This window comes from Sorangium sp. So ce1504 (assembly GCF_051521635.1).
Lineage (GTDB): Bacteria > Myxococcota_A > Polyangia > Polyangiales > Polyangiaceae > Sorangium > Sorangium cellulosum_B.
In genome coordinates this window covers 113924-130402 of the sequence record NZ_CP150365.1, presented here as the reverse complement: position 1 = coordinate 130402, position 16479 = coordinate 113924, and the positions used below count along the sequence as shown (strand labels likewise).

The 16479-nt window shown below is 69.9% G+C and carries 13 protein-coding genes; 6 read left to right on the top strand and 7 right to left on the bottom strand.

Features of this window, described 5'->3' with window-relative positions; genetic code table 11:
* The first annotated feature begins 9 nt into the window (after positions 1 to 9).
* The 3 genes from leuD to WMF39_RS00490 all read left to right on the top strand — a co-directional run bounded on the left by leuD (position 10) and on the right by WMF39_RS00490 (position 3680).
* The gene (gene leuD / locus WMF39_RS00500; protein ID WP_437743601.1) at positions 10 to 627 is read left to right on the top strand and encodes a 3-isopropylmalate dehydratase small subunit; all 618 of its coding nucleotides are present in this window, start codon (positions 10 to 12) and stop codon (positions 625 to 627) included.
* Between the two features lie 836 nt (positions 628 to 1463).
* On the top strand, positions 1464 to 2879 hold the full coding sequence (locus WMF39_RS00495) for a hypothetical protein (protein ID WP_437743600.1): 1416 nt from the start codon (positions 1464 to 1466) through the stop codon (positions 2877 to 2879).
* Between the two features lie 606 nt (positions 2880 to 3485).
* A complete protein-coding gene (locus tag WMF39_RS00490) occupies positions 3486 to 3680 on the top strand; it encodes a hypothetical protein (RefSeq protein WP_437743599.1) in 195 nt (64 codons plus the stop codon).
* 270 nt (positions 3681 to 3950) lie between these two features.
* Here WMF39_RS00490 and WMF39_RS00485 read toward each other — a convergent pair whose 3' ends face one another.
* Positions 3951 to 4205, bottom strand: coding sequence for a transposase (locus WMF39_RS00485; RefSeq protein ID WP_437748139.1), 255 nt, complete (start codon positions 4203 to 4205; stop codon positions 3951 to 3953).
* A gap of 222 nt (positions 4206 to 4427) precedes the next feature.
* Between WMF39_RS00485 and WMF39_RS00480 the strand changes: the two genes are divergently transcribed.
* Positions 4428 to 6956, top strand: a complete 2529-nt coding sequence (locus WMF39_RS00480) for a glycoside hydrolase family 31 protein (RefSeq protein WP_437743598.1) — start codon at positions 4428 to 4430, stop codon at positions 6954 to 6956.
* 115 nt (positions 6957 to 7071) lie between these two features.
* Here WMF39_RS00480 and WMF39_RS00475 read toward each other — a convergent pair whose 3' ends face one another.
* From WMF39_RS00475 to WMF39_RS00460, 4 genes are read right to left on the bottom strand one after another with little or no spacing between them, the layout of a single operon-like run.
* Positions 7072 to 7812: a lycopene cyclase domain-containing protein gene (locus WMF39_RS00475; protein WP_437743597.1), complete on the bottom strand. Its 741-nt coding sequence runs from the start codon at positions 7810 to 7812 to the stop codon at positions 7072 to 7074.
* A gap of 14 nt (positions 7813 to 7826) precedes the next feature.
* A complete protein-coding gene (locus WMF39_RS00470; RefSeq protein ID WP_437743596.1) occupies positions 7827 to 8744 on the bottom strand; it encodes a prenyltransferase in 918 nt (305 codons plus the stop codon).
* Complete coding sequence (locus WMF39_RS00465; RefSeq protein WP_437743595.1) at positions 8741 to 9475, bottom strand: ferrochelatase; 735 nt, start codon at positions 9473 to 9475, stop codon at positions 8741 to 8743. The genes WMF39_RS00470 and WMF39_RS00465 overlap by 4 nt, the downstream gene beginning before the upstream one ends.
* A complete protein-coding gene (locus WMF39_RS00460) occupies positions 9472 to 10431 on the bottom strand; it encodes a prenyltransferase (RefSeq protein WP_437743594.1) in 960 nt (319 codons plus the stop codon). Before WMF39_RS00460 ends, WMF39_RS00465 begins: the two co-directional genes overlap by 4 nt.
* A gap of 250 nt (positions 10432 to 10681) precedes the next feature.
* Here WMF39_RS00460 and WMF39_RS00455 point away from each other — a divergent pair, with 250 nt between their 5' ends.
* Positions 10682 to 14401, top strand: a complete 3720-nt coding sequence (locus WMF39_RS00455; RefSeq protein ID WP_437743593.1) for a UvrD-helicase domain-containing protein — start codon at positions 10682 to 10684, stop codon at positions 14399 to 14401.
* A 46-nt stretch (positions 14402 to 14447) separates the two neighbouring features.
* Here the strand turns inward: WMF39_RS00455 and WMF39_RS00450 are convergent, their stop codons facing one another.
* A complete protein-coding gene (locus WMF39_RS00450) occupies positions 14448 to 15053 on the bottom strand; it encodes a hypothetical protein (protein WP_437743592.1) in 606 nt (201 codons plus the stop codon).
* A gap of 565 nt (positions 15054 to 15618) precedes the next feature.
* On the opposite strand from WMF39_RS00450, the gene WMF39_RS00445 reads away from it, so the two are divergent.
* Complete coding sequence (locus WMF39_RS00445) at positions 15619 to 15765, top strand: hypothetical protein (RefSeq protein WP_437743591.1); 147 nt, start codon at positions 15619 to 15621, stop codon at positions 15763 to 15765.
* 33 nt (positions 15766 to 15798) lie between these two features.
* Here WMF39_RS00445 and WMF39_RS00440 read toward each other — a convergent pair whose 3' ends face one another.
* Positions 15799 to 16416: a hypothetical protein gene (locus tag WMF39_RS00440; protein WP_437743590.1), complete on the bottom strand. Its 618-nt coding sequence runs from the start codon at positions 16414 to 16416 to the stop codon at positions 15799 to 15801.
* Between the last annotated feature and the right edge of the window lie 63 nt (positions 16417 to 16479).

The following is a 16479-nucleotide window of genomic DNA, read 5'->3' as shown; positions in this document are numbered from 1 at the left end:
GAGATCCCAATGGCACTCGATTTGATTCAATCCGTCACCGGTCGCGCCGTTCACGTTCCGGGGGACGACATCGACACGGACCGCATCATCCCGGCGCGCTTCCTGAAGTGCGTCACCTTCGATGGCATCGGCGAGCACCTCTTCCGGGACGTGCGCTTCGACGAGCGCGGCGTTCAGCGGGAGCACCCGCTGAACGACCCGCGCTTCGCGGGGGCCACGGTGCTGATCGCCGATCGCAACTTCGGCTGCGGATCGTCGCGCGAGCACGCGCCGCAGTCGATCGCGAAGGCGGGTTTCAAGGCCGTCATCGCCGAGAGCTTCGCCGAGATCTTCTTCGGCAACTCGACGACGCTCGGCATCCCCTGCGTCTCGGTGAGCCGCGAGGACCGCGCCGCGCTCGTGGCGCGCGTGAACGCCGACCCGAAGACCCCCGTCACGGTCGACCTGCAGGAGCAGGTCGTCCGGGCGGGGAGCGATCTCACGGTGCCCTTCACGATCAAGCCGGGCGCGCGCGAGTCGCTGATCCGGGGCACCTGGGATCCGATCGCCCAGCTGCTCGAGGGGGCCTCGGAGGTCCGGCAGGTGGCGGCGCGGCTGCCCTACGTGCGGCCCGCCAACGCGCAGTAGCTCCGCGCTCGATCGGGGCGCTGCCCCAACCTGGGACGCGCGAGCACCTCAACATCGCGCGAGCCCCTCCGATCCCCTCAACCTGGGTCGGGTCCCTCCTCCGCTCTCTCCGCTACCTCAACCTGGGTCGAGCACCTCAACCTGGGTCGGTATCCCGACCCGGGTCGCCTCCGCCCCGCGGCGAACCTCAACCTGGGTCGGGTCATCCCAGCCGAACCTCAACCTGGGTTGGGTCGTCCGGCCAACCAAACAAGAAAATTCCGCTGCAACTCAACCCAATTGCCTGCCGGCCCCCCTGTGGCGCCGGTTGGCTCAACGTGACACGTAGGCAGCGTCCGCCGTCACACTATGGCCCCGTCGCGCTGGGCGGATGCGCGCAGCGGGCGCCGCGCGACCGCGAAAAGCCGGTCTATACGCGTCGCTCCGTGCGGCCGGCTACGCCGCCGAGCAGGCGGACGCGCCTGGCATGTCCAGTGCTTTATCTCCACGCGAGCTCTCCGAGTCGGCGCTGAGACGCCGCGCGCAGCAGCGCTCGCATGCTGCGGCGCAGAGCCATCGTTCCTTGATCGCGTGTCTCGCACAGGCACGCAGGATGGAGTACCCCCATGCGTTTCGCGATCTTCTCCTCTCTTATCTCGCGTTCGTCAGCCGCTCGCTCCTCTCTCCAGGGTCTGGTTGCGCTCTCTGCGCTCGTTGTGCTCACCGGCGCCAAGGGGCAGGGCTGTGGGGGCGTGGACGAGCCATCAACGCCACCAGAGCCCGACTGCGGACCTGGCTTTCACTGGGAGACGGTCTGTTCACCGTGCGAGATCGGCGAGATGTGCGAGGAGCAGTGTGTGCCCGACAGCATCTGTCCTCCTGACTGGAGCGAGCAGACCATCTGCAGCGGCGGCACCACCTCTTCGGGCCAGGGTGGCTTCGCCGGCGGCACCGCCATCCCCGTCGATCCGGGCGAGTGCTGGACCGAGTGCATCCCGCCGCAGCCGTACTGCCCGCCGGGCACGATCGAGCAGACCGTGTGCGGCGGCACCACCACGGTCGGCTCCGGCGGCTCCGGCGGCTGGGGCAGCGCCAGCGCTGTCGGCTCCGGCGGCTGGGGCGCTGGTGGCATGCCGATGCCTTCCGAGCCGTGCTGGACCGAGTGTGTGCCCGTCGAGCCCTATTGCCCGCCCGGCACAACCCCGCAGACCTTCTGTGACGAAGGCACCACCGTCACCAGCAGCACCACCGGCGGCGCCGGCGGCTCGGGTGGCTGGATGAACACCGACGGCGCCGATGCGGGCGCGAGCCCGCCGTACCCCGGCGGCGGCTGCTGGACCGAGTGCGTGCCCACCGGGCCCTACTGCCCGCCCGGCACCACCCCGCAGACCTACTGCGACGGCGGCTCGTCCGTCACCAGCAGCACCAGCGTCGGCGTCGGCGGCTCGGGCGGCTGGGCGGGCACCGGCGGCGCCGGCGGGGGCACCGCGGGCGGGGGCATCGGCGGCTCCGATCCAGGCTTCGCCGCGCCGCGCCCCCCCGACGGCGGTTGCTGGACCGAGTGTGTGCCCACCGAGCCCTACTGCCCGCCGAACAGCATCCCGCAGACCGTCTGCGGCGGCAGCGCGGTCTCGGTCGGCAGCTCGGGCAGCACCGGCACCGGCTACGGCGGCAACGGCCCGTACCCCGGCCAGGACCCGTACCCCGGCCAGGAGTACTGCTGGACCGAGTGCGTGCCTGTCGAGCCCTACTGCCCGCCGGGCACGACCCAGCAGACCATCTGCGAAGACGGCGAGCCCGTGCCCGACACGAGCAGCAGCAGCGGCACCGGCGTGGGTGGCATGCCCTTCCCCGGCGGGGGCTGCTGGACCGAGTGTGTGCCCACCGAGCCCTACTGCCCGCCGAACAGCATCCCGCAGACCGTCTGCGGCGGTGGCAGCTCCGTCTCTGTCGGCAGCACCGGCAGCACCGGCACCGGCATGGGCGCCATGCCCTACCCCGGCGATTGCTGGACCGAGTGCGTGCCCCTCGAGCCCTACTGCCCCGCGGGCATGATCGAGCAGAAGGTCTGCTCCGGCGAGAGCAGCAGCAGCAGCACCGGCACCGGCATGGGCGGCGCCGACGCGTACCCGCCCGGCGATTGCTGGATCGAGTGCGTGGAGGGAGCCACCTGCCCCCCCGGCGCGATCGTCCGGACCATCTGCGAGGAGCCGAGCGGCGGCGGCGCCGGTGGCCCGGTCTGCCGGACCGAGTGCGTCCTGATGCTGCCGTGACGCGACGGGCGCGGGCGATCCCCCCGACAGCGGGAGGCTTCGCGAGCGAAACGCCGCCGCCCGCGCGCTGGAGCGCCGCCGCTCCCATCCGATGACAGATGACGAAGGCGCCGGGAGCGCCAGGGGAAGCACGATCCCCTGGCGCTCCCGGCGCGTCGGCGTTCCAGGACGGCACCGCCCCGGCGTTGCGCGGCTGTCATCGACCGAGGATCGTACCCGATACCAACACACGGAGCGCCCGAGAGCACAACGTTCGAGACCGGGCCGCGACCGGCATTGAAGACGGTGGAGCGGGCCCTGAAGCAGGCGCGCCTGATCGATCGACGTGATCCGTGCCGTTGAAGGCCGCTGGTCGATTGAAGAGCGCTTCGAGAGAGGGCGAGGGGCGAGGTCCACCTTGACCACGATGAGGCTCGCTGTTTCACCGGCGGGCACCGCCACATCCCCCTCGCGCTCTTCGCGCACGCCGTCTTGACGGTTGATCGGGCTGTCTCCGACGCTTCGAGCGGGTCTGGCGGTCCAGCGATGACCGCGATCCAGCGCTCCCCCTCTTGACGCGGCGCTCCGGAGGAGCCCCGCCAGCCTCGTCCTCCTCCGGATTCGAGGATGCCCGCGGGCCGGTTGATTGGAATTGACATCGGCAATGTGAGCGTTCACATTGCCGTCGAGGGGTGTCCTTTCGCTTCGTCCTCCTCGGTCGCCTTGGGCACCGAACTCTTCGTCATCTGTTCGCTCTTCATCGATTTTTGCACCGATTCCATTCGCCTGGCCTTCGAGAAAGCGATTGCCGATCGAGGGTGATTGGCGCTTTGCCAAGGGCGATCCGCCAGAGAACACGACAGGCATCGCGTATTCGACGCCTGTCGTGAAAGCCTGGATGCTGTCCACCGGGCATGATTTCGTCAAGAATCCGGCGAACCTGGCGGTGTGGCCGGATGGCAACCTCGGGAGCGGAGTAACCTATGTTGCGGCGGGCCACGCTCAGACGCTCCTCGGGCGCACCGGTGTCATCACATCGGCCCCGTCCGGGGATTCGGCTGAGCCACGCGGGAGACTGTGTGCGCACCGCGCTCATTGCGCTTCTTCATCACGGAGCCAGGCTGCGCCCCCAGGCGCCAGCCTGCTGCCAGCCGCGCGGTCTGCGCCGGCGAGCCGTGCCGCTGGAGCCGAGCTCTTGCGGTAGGTACTCCCGAGGGACCCCGCCTTGAGCACGAACAAGATCCCCATCAGGGCGATCTGATCAGGCGCACGCGGCCGGCCGCTCTGCGGCTTCGGCTCCGTCTTCGGAAGCAGCGGTTCAAGTCGCTCCCAGCGTTCGTCCGGCACCAGCAGCTTTGCCACACCGTATTCCGTCGCACGCTCCGGCTCTCCCAAGCGAGCGGGATCAGCGGGCTATTGCCAGGCGTTCTTATGCTGATTCAGCGGAGCGAAGCGTAGGCAGAAACAGCTCCGTGCCCCGACCGCATGGAGACAGTCCGCGCTCTTACAGCTGACATAAATCATCGAAGTCAGGAGAACTATTATGATCTCTGTTGCTTGCGAGGAGTCATGCGAAACTTGATTAACCGTTATCTCTACGCGGTTCTGATCGGCCTCTTGCCGCTCGGCAGCGCATGCTCGGGCGAGTCCAACAACCCCGGTCCGGGTGCCAGCGGCACGTCGACCAGCGCCGCTGGCACGACCGGGATGGGAGGTGGTGGGTCAAGCACGACCGGGGTCGGCGGCGGTGCCGGCGGTGCCGGCGGTGCCGGCGGCTCCGGAGGCGAGGGAGGCGGCGACCAGCTCGAATGCCCGCCTGCGCCGCCGGAGACCGGGCTCTATACCGCCGACGCCAACGGCATTACATTCAACCTGGAAACCGGCCTACTCAGACTCGAAGTTTGCAACGAAAGCATAATCAGAGTCCAGTACGCCACAGATCCTTCGCTCCCCGACAAGACGTCTCTGTCTGTCAATAAGAAGTGGGGCACACCGAGCTTTTGCATCGCAGAGAACTCGGGAACCGTGACCATTACGACCTCACGCTTGAAGGCCAACGTCGACACGACCAACGGCCTGGTCACCTATACCGACTTGAACGATAGCGTCATCCTGGCGGAAGACAGCAAAACCTTGACACCCGCGACCGTCGAGGGTGTCAGGACGAATCGCGTCGAGACCTCCTTCGATTCACCCGCCAACGAAGCGTTGTTCGGTCTTGGCCAGCACCAGGACGGCGTAATAAATCGCAAAGGGACGACTCGACGTATCATCAACGTCAACACGGAGATCAACGTTCCGGTGCTGGTGTCCAACAGGGGCTACGGGATCTTCTGGGACAACTATTCCGCCTCGAACTTCGACGGGACCAAGTCCAACAACACCAAGTACAGCTATTCGTCCGAAGCCGGCGAGATGGTGGACTACTACTTCTTCTATGGTCCAAGCATCGACCAGGTCGTGGCCCAATACCGCACCGCAACCGGCGCAGCCCCGTTGTTCCCGAAGTGGGCTTACGGGCTCTTCCAGTCGAAGGACAAATACGGTAGCCAGGCCGAGCTGCTGAGGATCAAGGACGGCTACCGCAACAACAACATTCCGGTCGACTGCATTGTTCAAGACTGGGACTACTGGAATCCGTACGCATGGGGCTCCCACTTCATGGATCAAAACCGCTATCCAGATCCAGCAGCCCTCGTCTCCGAGATGCATAAAGCCAATGTTCATACGATGATATCGATCTGGCCGTTGTATGAACGCGTGGATAGGGAGACGAAGGCGGGAGAGATGGCCAACTACAATGCGCTCGACGACATTGGAGCGCTGTTCGCCAGCGGCGGCACGCACCATTTCTATGACACATTCAACCCCGACGCCAGAGCTCTGGTGTACCAGCAGATCCATGATCGCCTGCTGGGGCCGCATGGCTGGGACGGCATCTGGGCCGATAACACCGAACCCCAGGGCTATCCGGACCCCGTCAATGTGCGGGCGGCTGATACCGAGCTCGGCAAGGGGGCGCTGTACGTGAATGCTTATCCCCTGGGACACTCCCAGGCGTTGTACGAGCATTGGCGTGCCACCGGCCCGAAACAGAAGCGAGTCTACGTCCTCACCCGCAGCGCCTTTGCCGGCCAGCAGCGATATGCCACGACGTGCTGGTCGGGAGACATTGACAGTAATTTTCAAACCTATACCAGGCAGATCCCTGCGGGGCTCAATTTCTCGATCGCGGGGATGCCCTATTGGACCACTGACATAGGCGGGTACTGGGGCCACAACGTGGACTGGACCACCAGCGCGAACAATGAGCTCTTCACCCGCTGGTTTCAGTATGGCGCCTTCAACCCGATCTTCCGGATACATGGCGGCGGGACAAGGGAATTGTACAGCAACAGCTGGAGCGCCGCCACCAAGGCCAATCTCCTCAAGATCGACAACCTGCGCTATCGGTTGATGCCTTACATCTACTCGTTGGCATGGAAGGTGACCAGCGAAGGCTACACCATGATGCGGCACCTGGTCTTCGATTATCCCAATGATGAGAAGGTATTCGGCATCAAGGATCAGTTCCTGTTCGGCCCTGCCTTCCTGGTCAATCCAGTGACCACCGCGGGCGCTACCAGCCGCTCCGTTTATCTTCCCGCGGGCACCTGGTACGATTTCTGGACAGGCGCGACGACAGACGGCGGGCGTACGGTTTCGGCGCCCGCGCCGCTGAGCGAGATGCCGCTCTACGTCAAAGCGGGCTCAATTGTTCCCATGGGTCCCAGCATTCAGTATGCAACGCAGAGCATCGACCCGCTGGAGATCCGGATCTATACAGGTCAAGACGGGTCCTTCACTATTTACGAGGACGAGGGCGACACCTATAACTATGAGGAAGGTCAATACTCGACAATCCCACTCACATGGGACGACTCTGCCAAGGCGTTGACCATTGGCGCAAGGAAGGGAAGCTACCCCGGAATGCCGGCCAGCAGGACGTTCAGGATCGTGCTGGTAGGCTCCAATCATGGCGCCGGCGTCGACGTCACGGCTGCTCCGGATCAAATGGTCACGTACAACGGCTCAGAGGTTGTTGTAACCGCAAACTGAGCGACGGCTGTTGACGCTCAGGCTGATGGATGGGGCGGCCGCGCGACGGCCGCCGCCGCCCTGAGCGACACCGCTCCGACGGAAGAAAAGACGCGCCGGAAGCGCCGAGGGAATTTCAATCCCCGTCGCTTCCGGCGCGCCCGTACCCGAACCCGAACGCCCACGCCGGGAACACCGTGGCCGCGAAGCCCGCGCCGAGCCCGTAGAGGACCTCGTCGAGCGGCACGCCGAGCAGCGCCCTCCCCGGCAGCAGCACGCTGGGCCGCCAGGTGCGCTCGAACACGCCGGGCACGAGCGCCGCGAAGACGAGGCACAGGCCGAGGTAGAGCGCCGCCGACAGGAGCGCTCCGAGCACGCCCGGCACGAGCAGATCGCGGCGCGCCCCCACGAGCGCCGCCGCGAACGCCGTCATCGCCGCCACAGCGGCGTAGAGGACGGGCACCCCCGCCGCGGCCAGCGCCCCGGCCGCCGCGAGCGCGAGCGCGATCACCGTCGCGGCACGCAACCACGGTCGCGCCCCCGCCCCCGCGCCGAACCACGGTCGCGCGCGCGGCGCCCCCTGCGCCGCGCAGGGCACCGGCGCGCGGCGGAACACAACGGCATAGACGGTCGAGGAAAATCCGCTGAGCCCGACGACGAACAGCACGTCCTCGATGCCGAACCCGATCCGATCGGCCAGGTCGAACAGGAACTTCGGGGCCCAGTACCTCGGGTAGAACAGCCGCTCGGTCGCCGCGAACGGCAGCGAGGCGAGCGCCATCCGCTTCATCAGGGGGCGCAGATCCGGGCGCGCGAGCCAGATGACGCCTCCTGGCAGGAGGAAGAGCAACGAGAGCAGCAGGAACTCGTGCGACATCGCGCCCTCGCTCCTCAGCGCGCGGCGAGGGCGATGAGGGTCGAGCCGACCAGCGACAGCGTCGCCGCGCCCGCCGCCGCGACCCGGACCAGCAGCAGGCGCGAGCCAGGCGGCGCTGGGCGGGCCAGCAGCACGACGAGCGCCGCCACCGCCGGCGCGAGCAGGCCCGCCCCAGGGCTCAGGCCCACCGCGCCCAGACCGACCGGCGCGAGCACGAGCGAGAGCCCGTTCAGGAGGACCACACACCGCGCCGCCCGCTCTCCGCCCACGCGCACGGGCAGCGTCCGCTTGCCGCTCTCGCGATCCGAGGGCTCGTCCGGGAGCGCGGTGGCGATCGCGCAGCCGAGGTGGCTCGGCAGCAGGAACGCGAGCAGCGCGAAGGGGAAGCGCGCGGGGTCGCCCCCCTGGGCGATGTAACCGTAGAGCGGCAGGACCGCGCCGACGCCGACCATCTGGAGCAGCTCCCCGCCGCCGCGGTACGACAGGCGAAGCGGCGGGTAGCTGTAGGCCCAGAGCAGCAGGAGCGCCGCGATCGCCAGGAGCACGAGGAGCGGCGCTGCGGCCGTCGCCAGCGCCGCGGCGAGCGCCGCCGAGACGGCCACGAGCGCCGCGGCGCACACGACGGCCGCGGCGCCGAGCGCGCGGGGCGAGAGGCGCCCCTCGACCAGCACGCGCGAGCCGCCCGAGAAGGGCGTGGCGGTCCGGTTGCGGCGATCGGTCTCCTGGTCGGCGACGTCGTTCGCGTAGACGATGAAGAGCTGGTTCAGCAGGCCGAACAGCTGGACCGCCGCGAGCGTCCCCACGTCGAGCGGGCGGCCGGCCGCCCGCGCGCCGACGAGCTGCCCGAGCAGCAGCGGGAGCGCGATGCTCGGCTGCGAGGCCAGCCGCGACGCATCGAGCCACGCTCGAAGCGCGCCCGGCCGGACGCTCATCGCCCCTCGCCCCGCGACAGGCCGAGGCGATCGGCCAGCTTGGCGCGCAGATCGGTGAAGGGGAGGTCCCAGCGGCGCTCGCCGTCGAGGCGCCAGGCCTTGAGCGGGATCAGGTCGACCTGCGCGAGCAGGCAGTGGAGCTGCGACTCCTCGGGCGGCTCGCGGATGAACGAGAAGGGGTTGCGGTACTCCCGGCCGTTCAGCTGCGAGTACTTGCGGTCGTTGCTGGCCACGAGCTCGACAAGCGTCCTCTGCCGGCCGTCGAGGTAATCGAAGAACGAGACGTCGAAGGGCCCGATGCCCGCGCGCTCCTCCGGCTTGCGCATCACCCAGCGAGCCCAGTCGTAGCCATAGAGGAAGTCGTGCGCATAGCGGAAGCGCAGCTTCGACTTGTTGCCGAAGCCCAGGCAGAGCGACACCACGCGGCGGGCGAAGTCGCCGATCGCGGGCGCGCTCCCGGCCTGCCACAGGCAGCAGGCCAGGTAGTCGAGATCCCAGAAGATGTTGTCGGGGAAGTTGTCGGCGACCGCGCAGATCACCTCGCCGAGCCCGCGGGCAAAGGCGCGCACCCGCTCGGCGTCCTCGCTGCCGTTCACGATCTGCTCGACCAGGGCGACGGGGGTGGGCGCGCACGGCCGGCCCGGCGCGACCGAGGCCCGCGCGCCCAGCAGGGGCGTGAGGCGCGCGAGCGCGTCGCGCTCCTCCGGGGGGATGACCGCGACGCCCGTCATGTCGGCCCTCCCCCGGCGCGGAGCCCGGCGGCGAGCACGGCCGCCGACAGGGCGGCGATGCCCCACTGGATCGCGCGGTGGAGCTCGCGCTTGTAGGCCGCCTGCGCGGCGAAGGCGTTCGTCACCGCCTCGGGGCTCTTCTCGAGGAGCCGCGCCCTGAAGAAGAGCGCCACGGCCGCCGCCGGCGCGACCGACCAGAGCGGCGGCGCGTCCTCGGCGAGGAGGGACGCCGCGAGCCAGAGGAGCGGGCCGAGGCCGGCGAGGGCCTCGGTGACCCGGCGCGTGGCCGCATTGCCGAGCAGCGTGGCCACGGTGCGCTTGCCGCCGGCGCGGTCGCTCTGCTCGTCGGACAGCCCGCTGGCCAGCGCGCTCGCCAGCGCGAGCACGAGCAACCCCGGCAGGAGCGCGACGAGCCACGCCGGCGCCAGCACGCCACACTGGGCATACGCGTGCAGCACGGGGAGCACGCCGCCGACGCCGGCCATCTCGAGGAGCTCGCCGCCGCCGCGGTAGTTGAGCCTGATCGGCGGCAGCGTGTAGGCGACGAAGACGAGCTGGCCGAGCGCGGCCAGGGGGAGCAGCAGCGGGCGATCGAGCGCGGCGCCGGCCACCCAGGCCATGAGCAATGCGGAGACACCGGCCCCGAGCCCGGCGAGCAGGAGGGCCTTGGCGGGAAGGATGCCGTCCGGGATGGTCTTCGGCGAGCAGCCGTCCGGGAACATGCGTCGCTTGAGGGCGTCCACCTCGCGATCGCCCCAGTCGTTCAGGAGCACGACGAAGGCGACGTCGGCCATCATCCACAGCGCGCCGAAGGCGAGGACCCCTGCGGACAGCCGGCCGGCGACGGCCGCGCCCACCGCGTGCCCGTATGCGGCCGGGACGAGCACCTTGGGCCAGCTCGCGGGTTTGAGCGCGTACGCCCACCGCGCTCCAGGGCTCATCGACTCGAGGCGCATGGATCAGCTCTCTCTGCTGCTAGCACAAGAACATCCACGCTCAGGGGCTACATGAGCCCGTCCGGAAAACGGACCGCCTTCCGCCGGGCACGGCAGCGTTTCCTTCCACGCCGATCTGCGCCACCTTACTCCCCCGACAGCCTCCCCCACGCGACCCAGTGCGGCACGTCCTCCTCCCCTCCCCGAGCCTGGCCGGCGCGCTCCTGCCGCGCGCCCCCGGGCAGCGCCTCGAGCCCGCGCGGAGGCGCGCGTGACCGCCGACGCGGTCCGATCGCGCGGCGCGCGGGAGCTCGCGGATGAGCCCGCCCGCCGCCGCATCCGCGACGATCTGCGGACGACGCTCGTCGTCGAGGCCGCCGCGGGCACCGGCAAGACCACCGCGCTCGTGTCGCGGATCGTCGCCGTGCTGCGGAGGGCGCCCGAGGAGGGCGGCGGGACGCTCGATCGCATCGTCGCGGTGACCTTCACGGAGAAGGCGGCCGGCGAGATGAAGCTGCGCCTCCGGGCCGAGATCGAGCGGGCGCGCAGCGACCCGGGCGCAGGCCCGGCGGAGCGGGCGCGGCTCGACGAGGCGCTCGCGCACCTGGAGGCGGCGCGCATCGGGACCATCCACTCCTTCTGCGCCGACCTCCTGCGCGAGTGGCCGGTCGAGGCGCGCGTCGACCCGCTGTTCCAGGTCGCGGCCGCGGATCAGGCCGAGGCGCTCTTCGACCAGGCCTTCGACGCCTGGTTCCAGCGCACCCTGAACGACCCGCCCGAGGGCGTGCGCCGGATCCTGCGCCGGCGCCCGCGCGACGGCGCGCAGGGCCCGCGCGACCTGCTCCGGAGCGCGGCGTTCAAGCTCGCCGAGCACCGCGACTTCACGCGCCCCTGGCGGCGCGATCCGTTCGACCGCGAGCGCGCCATCGACGAGATCCTGGACCGCCTCGCGGCGCTCGCGGACCTGGGCGCCGAGGCCGACCGGGAGGGCGACTACCTCGCGCAGAGCCTCCGGAACCTCGACCGCTACCTCGCGGAGCTCCGCCGCCGCGAGGAGGTGACGGGCGGGCGCGACCACGACGGCCTGGAGGCCGAGCTCGGCGACGTCGCGCGCTGGAAGGAATGGCGCTGGAAGGGCTCAGGCAAGGCGTTCGGCGGGGATCTCACGCGCGCCGAGGTGCTCGCGCAGCGCGACCGCGTGAAGGTCGAGCTCGACGCCGTGCTCACGGCCGCGAGCGCCGATCTCGCGGCCTGCCTCTCGCGCGAGCTCCGGCCGCCGATCGAGGCGTACGACGCGCTCAAGGCCCGCGCCGGCAAGCTCGACTTCCTCGACCTGCTGCTCTGCGCCCGGGACCTCCTCCGCTCGAGCCGCGGCGTGCGCGAGGAGCTCAATCTCCGCTTCTCGCACCTCTTCGTCGACGAGTTCCAGGACACCGACCCGCTCCAGGCCGAGATCCTGCTCCTGCTCGCGGCCGACGACCTCTCCGAGGCCGACTGGACGCGGGCGCGCCCGGTGCCCGGCAAGCTCTTCGTGGTCGGCGATCCGAAGCAGTCGATCTACCGCTTCCGCCGCGCCGAGGTCGCGCTCTACGAGGCGACCAAGGCCCGGCTCGTCGCGTGCGGCGCGAGCGTCCTGTACCTGTCGACGAGCTTCCGCAGCGCCCCGTCGATCCAGGAGGCCGTCAACGCTGCGTTCGCGCCGCTGATGCAGGGAGGGACCGCGGAGGGCGAGCGCGCGGCGACCCAGGCGCGGTACGTCGCGCTCGAGCGGTTCCGGGACGATCCGCCGGAGCAGCCGACGGTCATCGCGCTCCCGGTGCCGCGGCCTTACGGCGACTTCGGCAAGATCTCCGATTTCCGTGTGCGGCAGTCGATCCCGGACGCGGTCGGCGCCTTCGTCCACCACCTCATCCACGGCGGCGCGGGCGCCGGCGTGGCCTCGGGCGCGCGGCGCTGGACGGTGACGGAGCGCGAGCGCCCGGGCCAGCGGGTGCCGCTCGAGGCGCGGCACATCTGTCTTTTGTTCAAGCGTTTCCAGACGTTCGGGGAGGACGCGACCCGCGCCTACGTGCGGGCGCTCGAGGCGCGGCGGATCCCGCACGTGCTCGTGGGCGGACGGTCGTTCCACGATCGCGAGGAGGTGATGGCGGTGCGGAGCGCGCTGCTCGCGATCGAGTGGCCGGACGACGAGCTCAGCGTTTACGCGACGCTGCGCGGGCCCCTCTTCGCGCTGACGGACGACGTGCTCCTGCTCTACCGCGACCGGTTCCGGCGCTTGCACCCGCTGTTTCAACCGCCGGACGACGGGGCGCTCGATCTCGCGGTGGAGGGCGGGGCGCGGCCGCTCCGGGAGGTCGCGGAGGCGCTCGCGGTGCTCGGGCGGCTGCACCGCGAGCGCAACCGGCGGCCGATCGCGGACACCCTCGGCGGGCTCCTCGACGAGACGCGCGCGCACGCGGGCATCGCGATCTGGCCGACGGGGGAGCAAGCGCTCGCGAACGTGCTGCGGGTGATGGATCTCGGGCGGCGCTTCGAGGCGGCCGGCGCGACCTCGTTCCGCGCGTTCGTGGAGCGGCTCGAGCTCGACGCCGAGCGGGGCGAGGTCGCGGAGGCGCCGGTCGTCGAGGAGGGGACGGAGGGCGTGCGGATCATGACGGTGCACCGGGCCAAGGGGCTCGAGTTCCCGGTGGTGATCCTGGCGGATCCGGCGTCGCCGGCGGCGCACCAGCTCCCGTCGCGGCACGTGGATCCGGAGCTCGGCCTGTGGGCGGAGCCGATCGCCGGCTGCGTGCCCGCGGAGCTCGTCGAGCGCCGCGACGAGGTGCTGCGCCGCGATCGTGAGGAGGCGGTGCGGCTCGCGTACGTGGCGGCGACGCGCGCGCGCGAGCTCTTGGTGGTGCCCGCGGTGGGCGACGCGCGCCCGGGCGACGGCACGAGCGACGGCTGGCTCGACGTGCTCCACCCGGTGCTCTACCCGGCGCCGCGCGAGCGACGGAGCCCTCGGCGCTGCGAGGACCTCGGCTGCCCTCCGTTCGGTACCGACACGGTGCTGGAGCGCCCGGCGCGGTGCGAGGCCGACGAGCGGGACGCGGTCGCGCCGGGGGAGCACGCGCCGATGGCGGGCTCGCACCGCGTTGTGTGGTGGGATCCTGGCGCGCTGGATCTGGATCGCGAGCCGGAGGCGGGGCTGCGCCAGCAGCGGATCCTGCAGGCGGACGCGAGCGGCGCGGCGGCGGGCGGGGCGGCGGCGGGCGCCGGGATCATCGGAAGCGCCGGGGCGACGGCGAGCGCCGTGATCGTAGGAGAGCTCGGACAGCGCGGGCACGAGGTGTGGTTGGAGGCGCGGCAGCGGGCGATCCTGGACGGCGCGGTGGCGGCGGTCCGCGTGAAGACCGCGACGGAGATCAGCCACGAGGCGGCGGAGGCGGCAGCGGCGGCGGACGCGCAGCCGAGCGGCGGCGGGGCGGCGCGGGGAGAGCGGGCGGACGCGTTGCCGGTGATCTCGTTCGAGCAGACGGAGATCGCGCGCGAGGGCCGGCCCTACGGCAAGCGGTTCGGGACGCTGGTGCACGCCGTGCTCGCCGAGGTGGACCTCCGGGCGGGCGAGGACGAGGTGCGGACAGTGGCAGCGGCGCAGGCGCGGATGCTCGGGGCCCCTGCCGAGGAGGTCGACGCGGCGGTGGCGGCGGCGGTCGCGGCGCTGGAGCACCCGCTGCTCCGGCGCGCGGCGGAGAGCGCGGCGCGCGGCGCGTGCGAGCGCGAGACGCCGCTGCTCCTTCGACTCGAGGACGGGACGATCGCCGAGGGCGTCGTCGACCTCTCGTTCCGGGAGAGCGTGGGCGACGTGGGCGTCTGGACCGTGGTCGATTTCAAGACCGGCTCCGACGCGGGCACGGCGCACGCGGCGCAGGAGGCGCAGGTGCGCCTCTACGTGCAGGCGATCGCGGAGGCGACGGGCGAGAGGGCGAGAGGGGTGGTGCTCAGGGTGTGAGGGGCGCCGTCGCGGCCTGCGCCGCTCTGGCGCTCAGCGGCTCAGATCACGGCTCCCACATCGTCAGGATATTGAACTTCCGAGTCGGGAAGTCGCCGTCGCCGGTTCGAGCGGTGACAACGATGCGGTGGTCGACTCCGGCCAGAAGCTCATTCGGAGTCAGCGTACTGAAGTCGATTCCCCACGGGGGGCCGACCATGCAGCCACCGAAGTCTTCGTAGTTGCCGTGCAGCACATCTTCCGCCTTCTTGACCATGACCCCGTTCTCCTCACGGTACAGGGTGGCCTTCAAAATCAGCGCCTCGCATGCCGCTTCATTCGACGGCAGGGTGTCCGCCCAGGTCACGTACGTATGCAGCGTGTAGCCGGGACCGGGCTGCGAAGTGAAACCGCTCCTGTAGTTGTTGACGTCGACCGCCTGGGCCTTGTAGCACCCTGTCGTGGTGTACGTCGTCGGCGAGGTGTAGTTGTAGCCGCCGTTGTACGTCGCAACCGCAGCGACGGTGGCGCAAGCAGCCTCGCTGTACGCCTGCTCCGCCTCCGCGACGTCCTCATGGCCCTGATCGTCCTGCATCTCCACGGCGCAGCCCGTGGCGGCCATCGCGGCCATCGAAGCAAAGAGACACCCCACTACGGCATTGATTCGGCTCATCGTTTCGAATCTCCATGTGTAAAGCGTACGAGAATGGCGCCGCGATGCTCAGCCGGACCGAGGAGGTCATGATGCGCTGGTCCGCCACGCACGAGGCGTGGAGGCGCGTCGCCTCTTCAACAGGGCGTTCCCCCGCTCGGCTCATCGTCGCCGCAAAGGCACTAAGCAAGGCGCATGCCAGTCAGGCGCCCTCTGACTCAAGGCCATCGCGGAGCACCCGAGATCGAACCGGCACCGCTCATCGATACGACAAATCCAGCCGAAGCGAGCCTCTCGCGTGTCGCGCCAGGAAGCCGGAGCGCTGGCCGGGCGAGCCGCACAAGGCGTGTCTGTCGCGCAGCGGGTCGTGACATGTCACGCAACGGGCCGTGACATGTCACGCAACGGGCCGTGACATGTCACGGTGGACGTCGTCGGGCGCCGGTACCGCGGCTGCGCCGCGCGCTCGCCTCACCGCCCCCGCGGCGTGACGCCGGGCGCTTGAAGACTCTCGACACGTCCGACAAGACGAAGGCGCTCGCGGAAAGGCGTCGTCGATCTCTCGTTCCGCGAGAGCGTGGGCGACGTGGGGATCTGGACCGTGGTCGGTTTCAAGACCGGCTCCGACGCGGGCACGGCGCACGCAGCGCAGGAGGCGCAGGTGCGGCTCTACGGGCAGGCGATCGCCAAGGCGACGGGAGAGCGGGCGAGGGGAGTGGCGCTCAGGGTGTGAGGGCGCCAGCGCCAAGCGCCTGCGATAGGCGGCTCAGCTCGGCTCCCACACCGTACGGATCCTGAACTTCCGCGTCGGGAAGCCGCTGCCATTGCCGGTTCGGGCGGTGGCGACGACGCGGTAGCTGTGGGTGGCGACCATGGGCGTATAGAACTTGAGTCCATAACTGAGGCCAACGTTGCAGCCGCTGCCGGCGACGTAATTGCCGCGTCTCTGCGCCAACTCTACGGGGACCATCACCCCATCATCCTCGTAGTACAGGGTGGCAGCCAGAAATAGATCGCGGCACGCCTCCGGGTCTGTCGGCAGGGTGTCCGCCCAATCCACGTACGTATTCAGCTCGTGGTTGGGGCCGGGCGCCGGAGGGAAACCGGCCTCGTAGCCGACGACGTCGACCGCCAGGCTCTTGTAGCAGCCCGTCGTGGTGTACGTCTGCGGCGAGTAGTAGTTGTAGCCACCGATGTAGGTGGTCACCGGAGCGACGGTAGCGCACGTAGCCTCGCTGTACGCCTGCTCCACCTCGGCGACGTCCTCGTCGACCGGATCGACCCCGTCGACCTGATCGTCCTGCATCTCCACGGCGCAACCCGTGGCGGTCATCGCGACCATCGAAGCGAATAGACACCCCACCACGGCATGAGTTCGGCTCATCGTGCCACTCTCCATGTACAAAGCGTATGAGTACGGCGTCTCGACGTTCAGCGGGGGACCGCG

What these genes read in the sequence shown, in the direction of transcription:
- WMF39_RS00490 (WP_437743599.1), top strand. Translation starts at nt 3,486, where the DNA reads ATGCCCGCGGGCCGGTTGATTGGAATTGACATCGGCAATGTGAGCGTT.
- WMF39_RS00470 (WP_437743596.1), bottom strand. Translation starts at nt 8,744, where the DNA reads ATGAGCGTCCGGCCGGGCGCGCTTCGAGCGTGGCTCGATGCGTCGCGG.
- WMF39_RS00475 (WP_437743597.1), bottom strand. Translation starts at nt 7,812, where the DNA reads ATGTCGCACGAGTTCCTGCTGCTCTCGTTGCTCTTCCTCCTGCCAGGA.
- WMF39_RS00480 (WP_437743598.1), top strand. Translation starts at nt 4,428, where the DNA reads ATGCGAAACTTGATTAACCGTTATCTCTACGCGGTTCTGATCGGCCTC.
- WMF39_RS00450 (WP_437743592.1), bottom strand. Translation starts at nt 15,053, where the DNA reads ATGAGCCGAATCAATGCCGTAGTGGGGTGTCTCTTTGCTTCGATGGCC.
- WMF39_RS00460 (WP_437743594.1), bottom strand. Translation starts at nt 10,431, where the DNA reads ATGCGCCTCGAGTCGATGAGCCCTGGAGCGCGGTGGGCGTACGCGCTC.
- WMF39_RS00465 (WP_437743595.1), bottom strand. Translation starts at nt 9,475, where the DNA reads ATGACGGGCGTCGCGGTCATCCCCCCGGAGGAGCGCGACGCGCTCGCG.
- WMF39_RS00440 (WP_437743590.1), bottom strand. Translation starts at nt 16,416, where the DNA reads ATGAGCCGAACTCATGCCGTGGTGGGGTGTCTATTCGCTTCGATGGTC.
- leuD (WP_437743601.1), top strand. Translation starts at nt 10, where the DNA reads ATGGCACTCGATTTGATTCAATCCGTCACCGGTCGCGCCGTTCACGTT.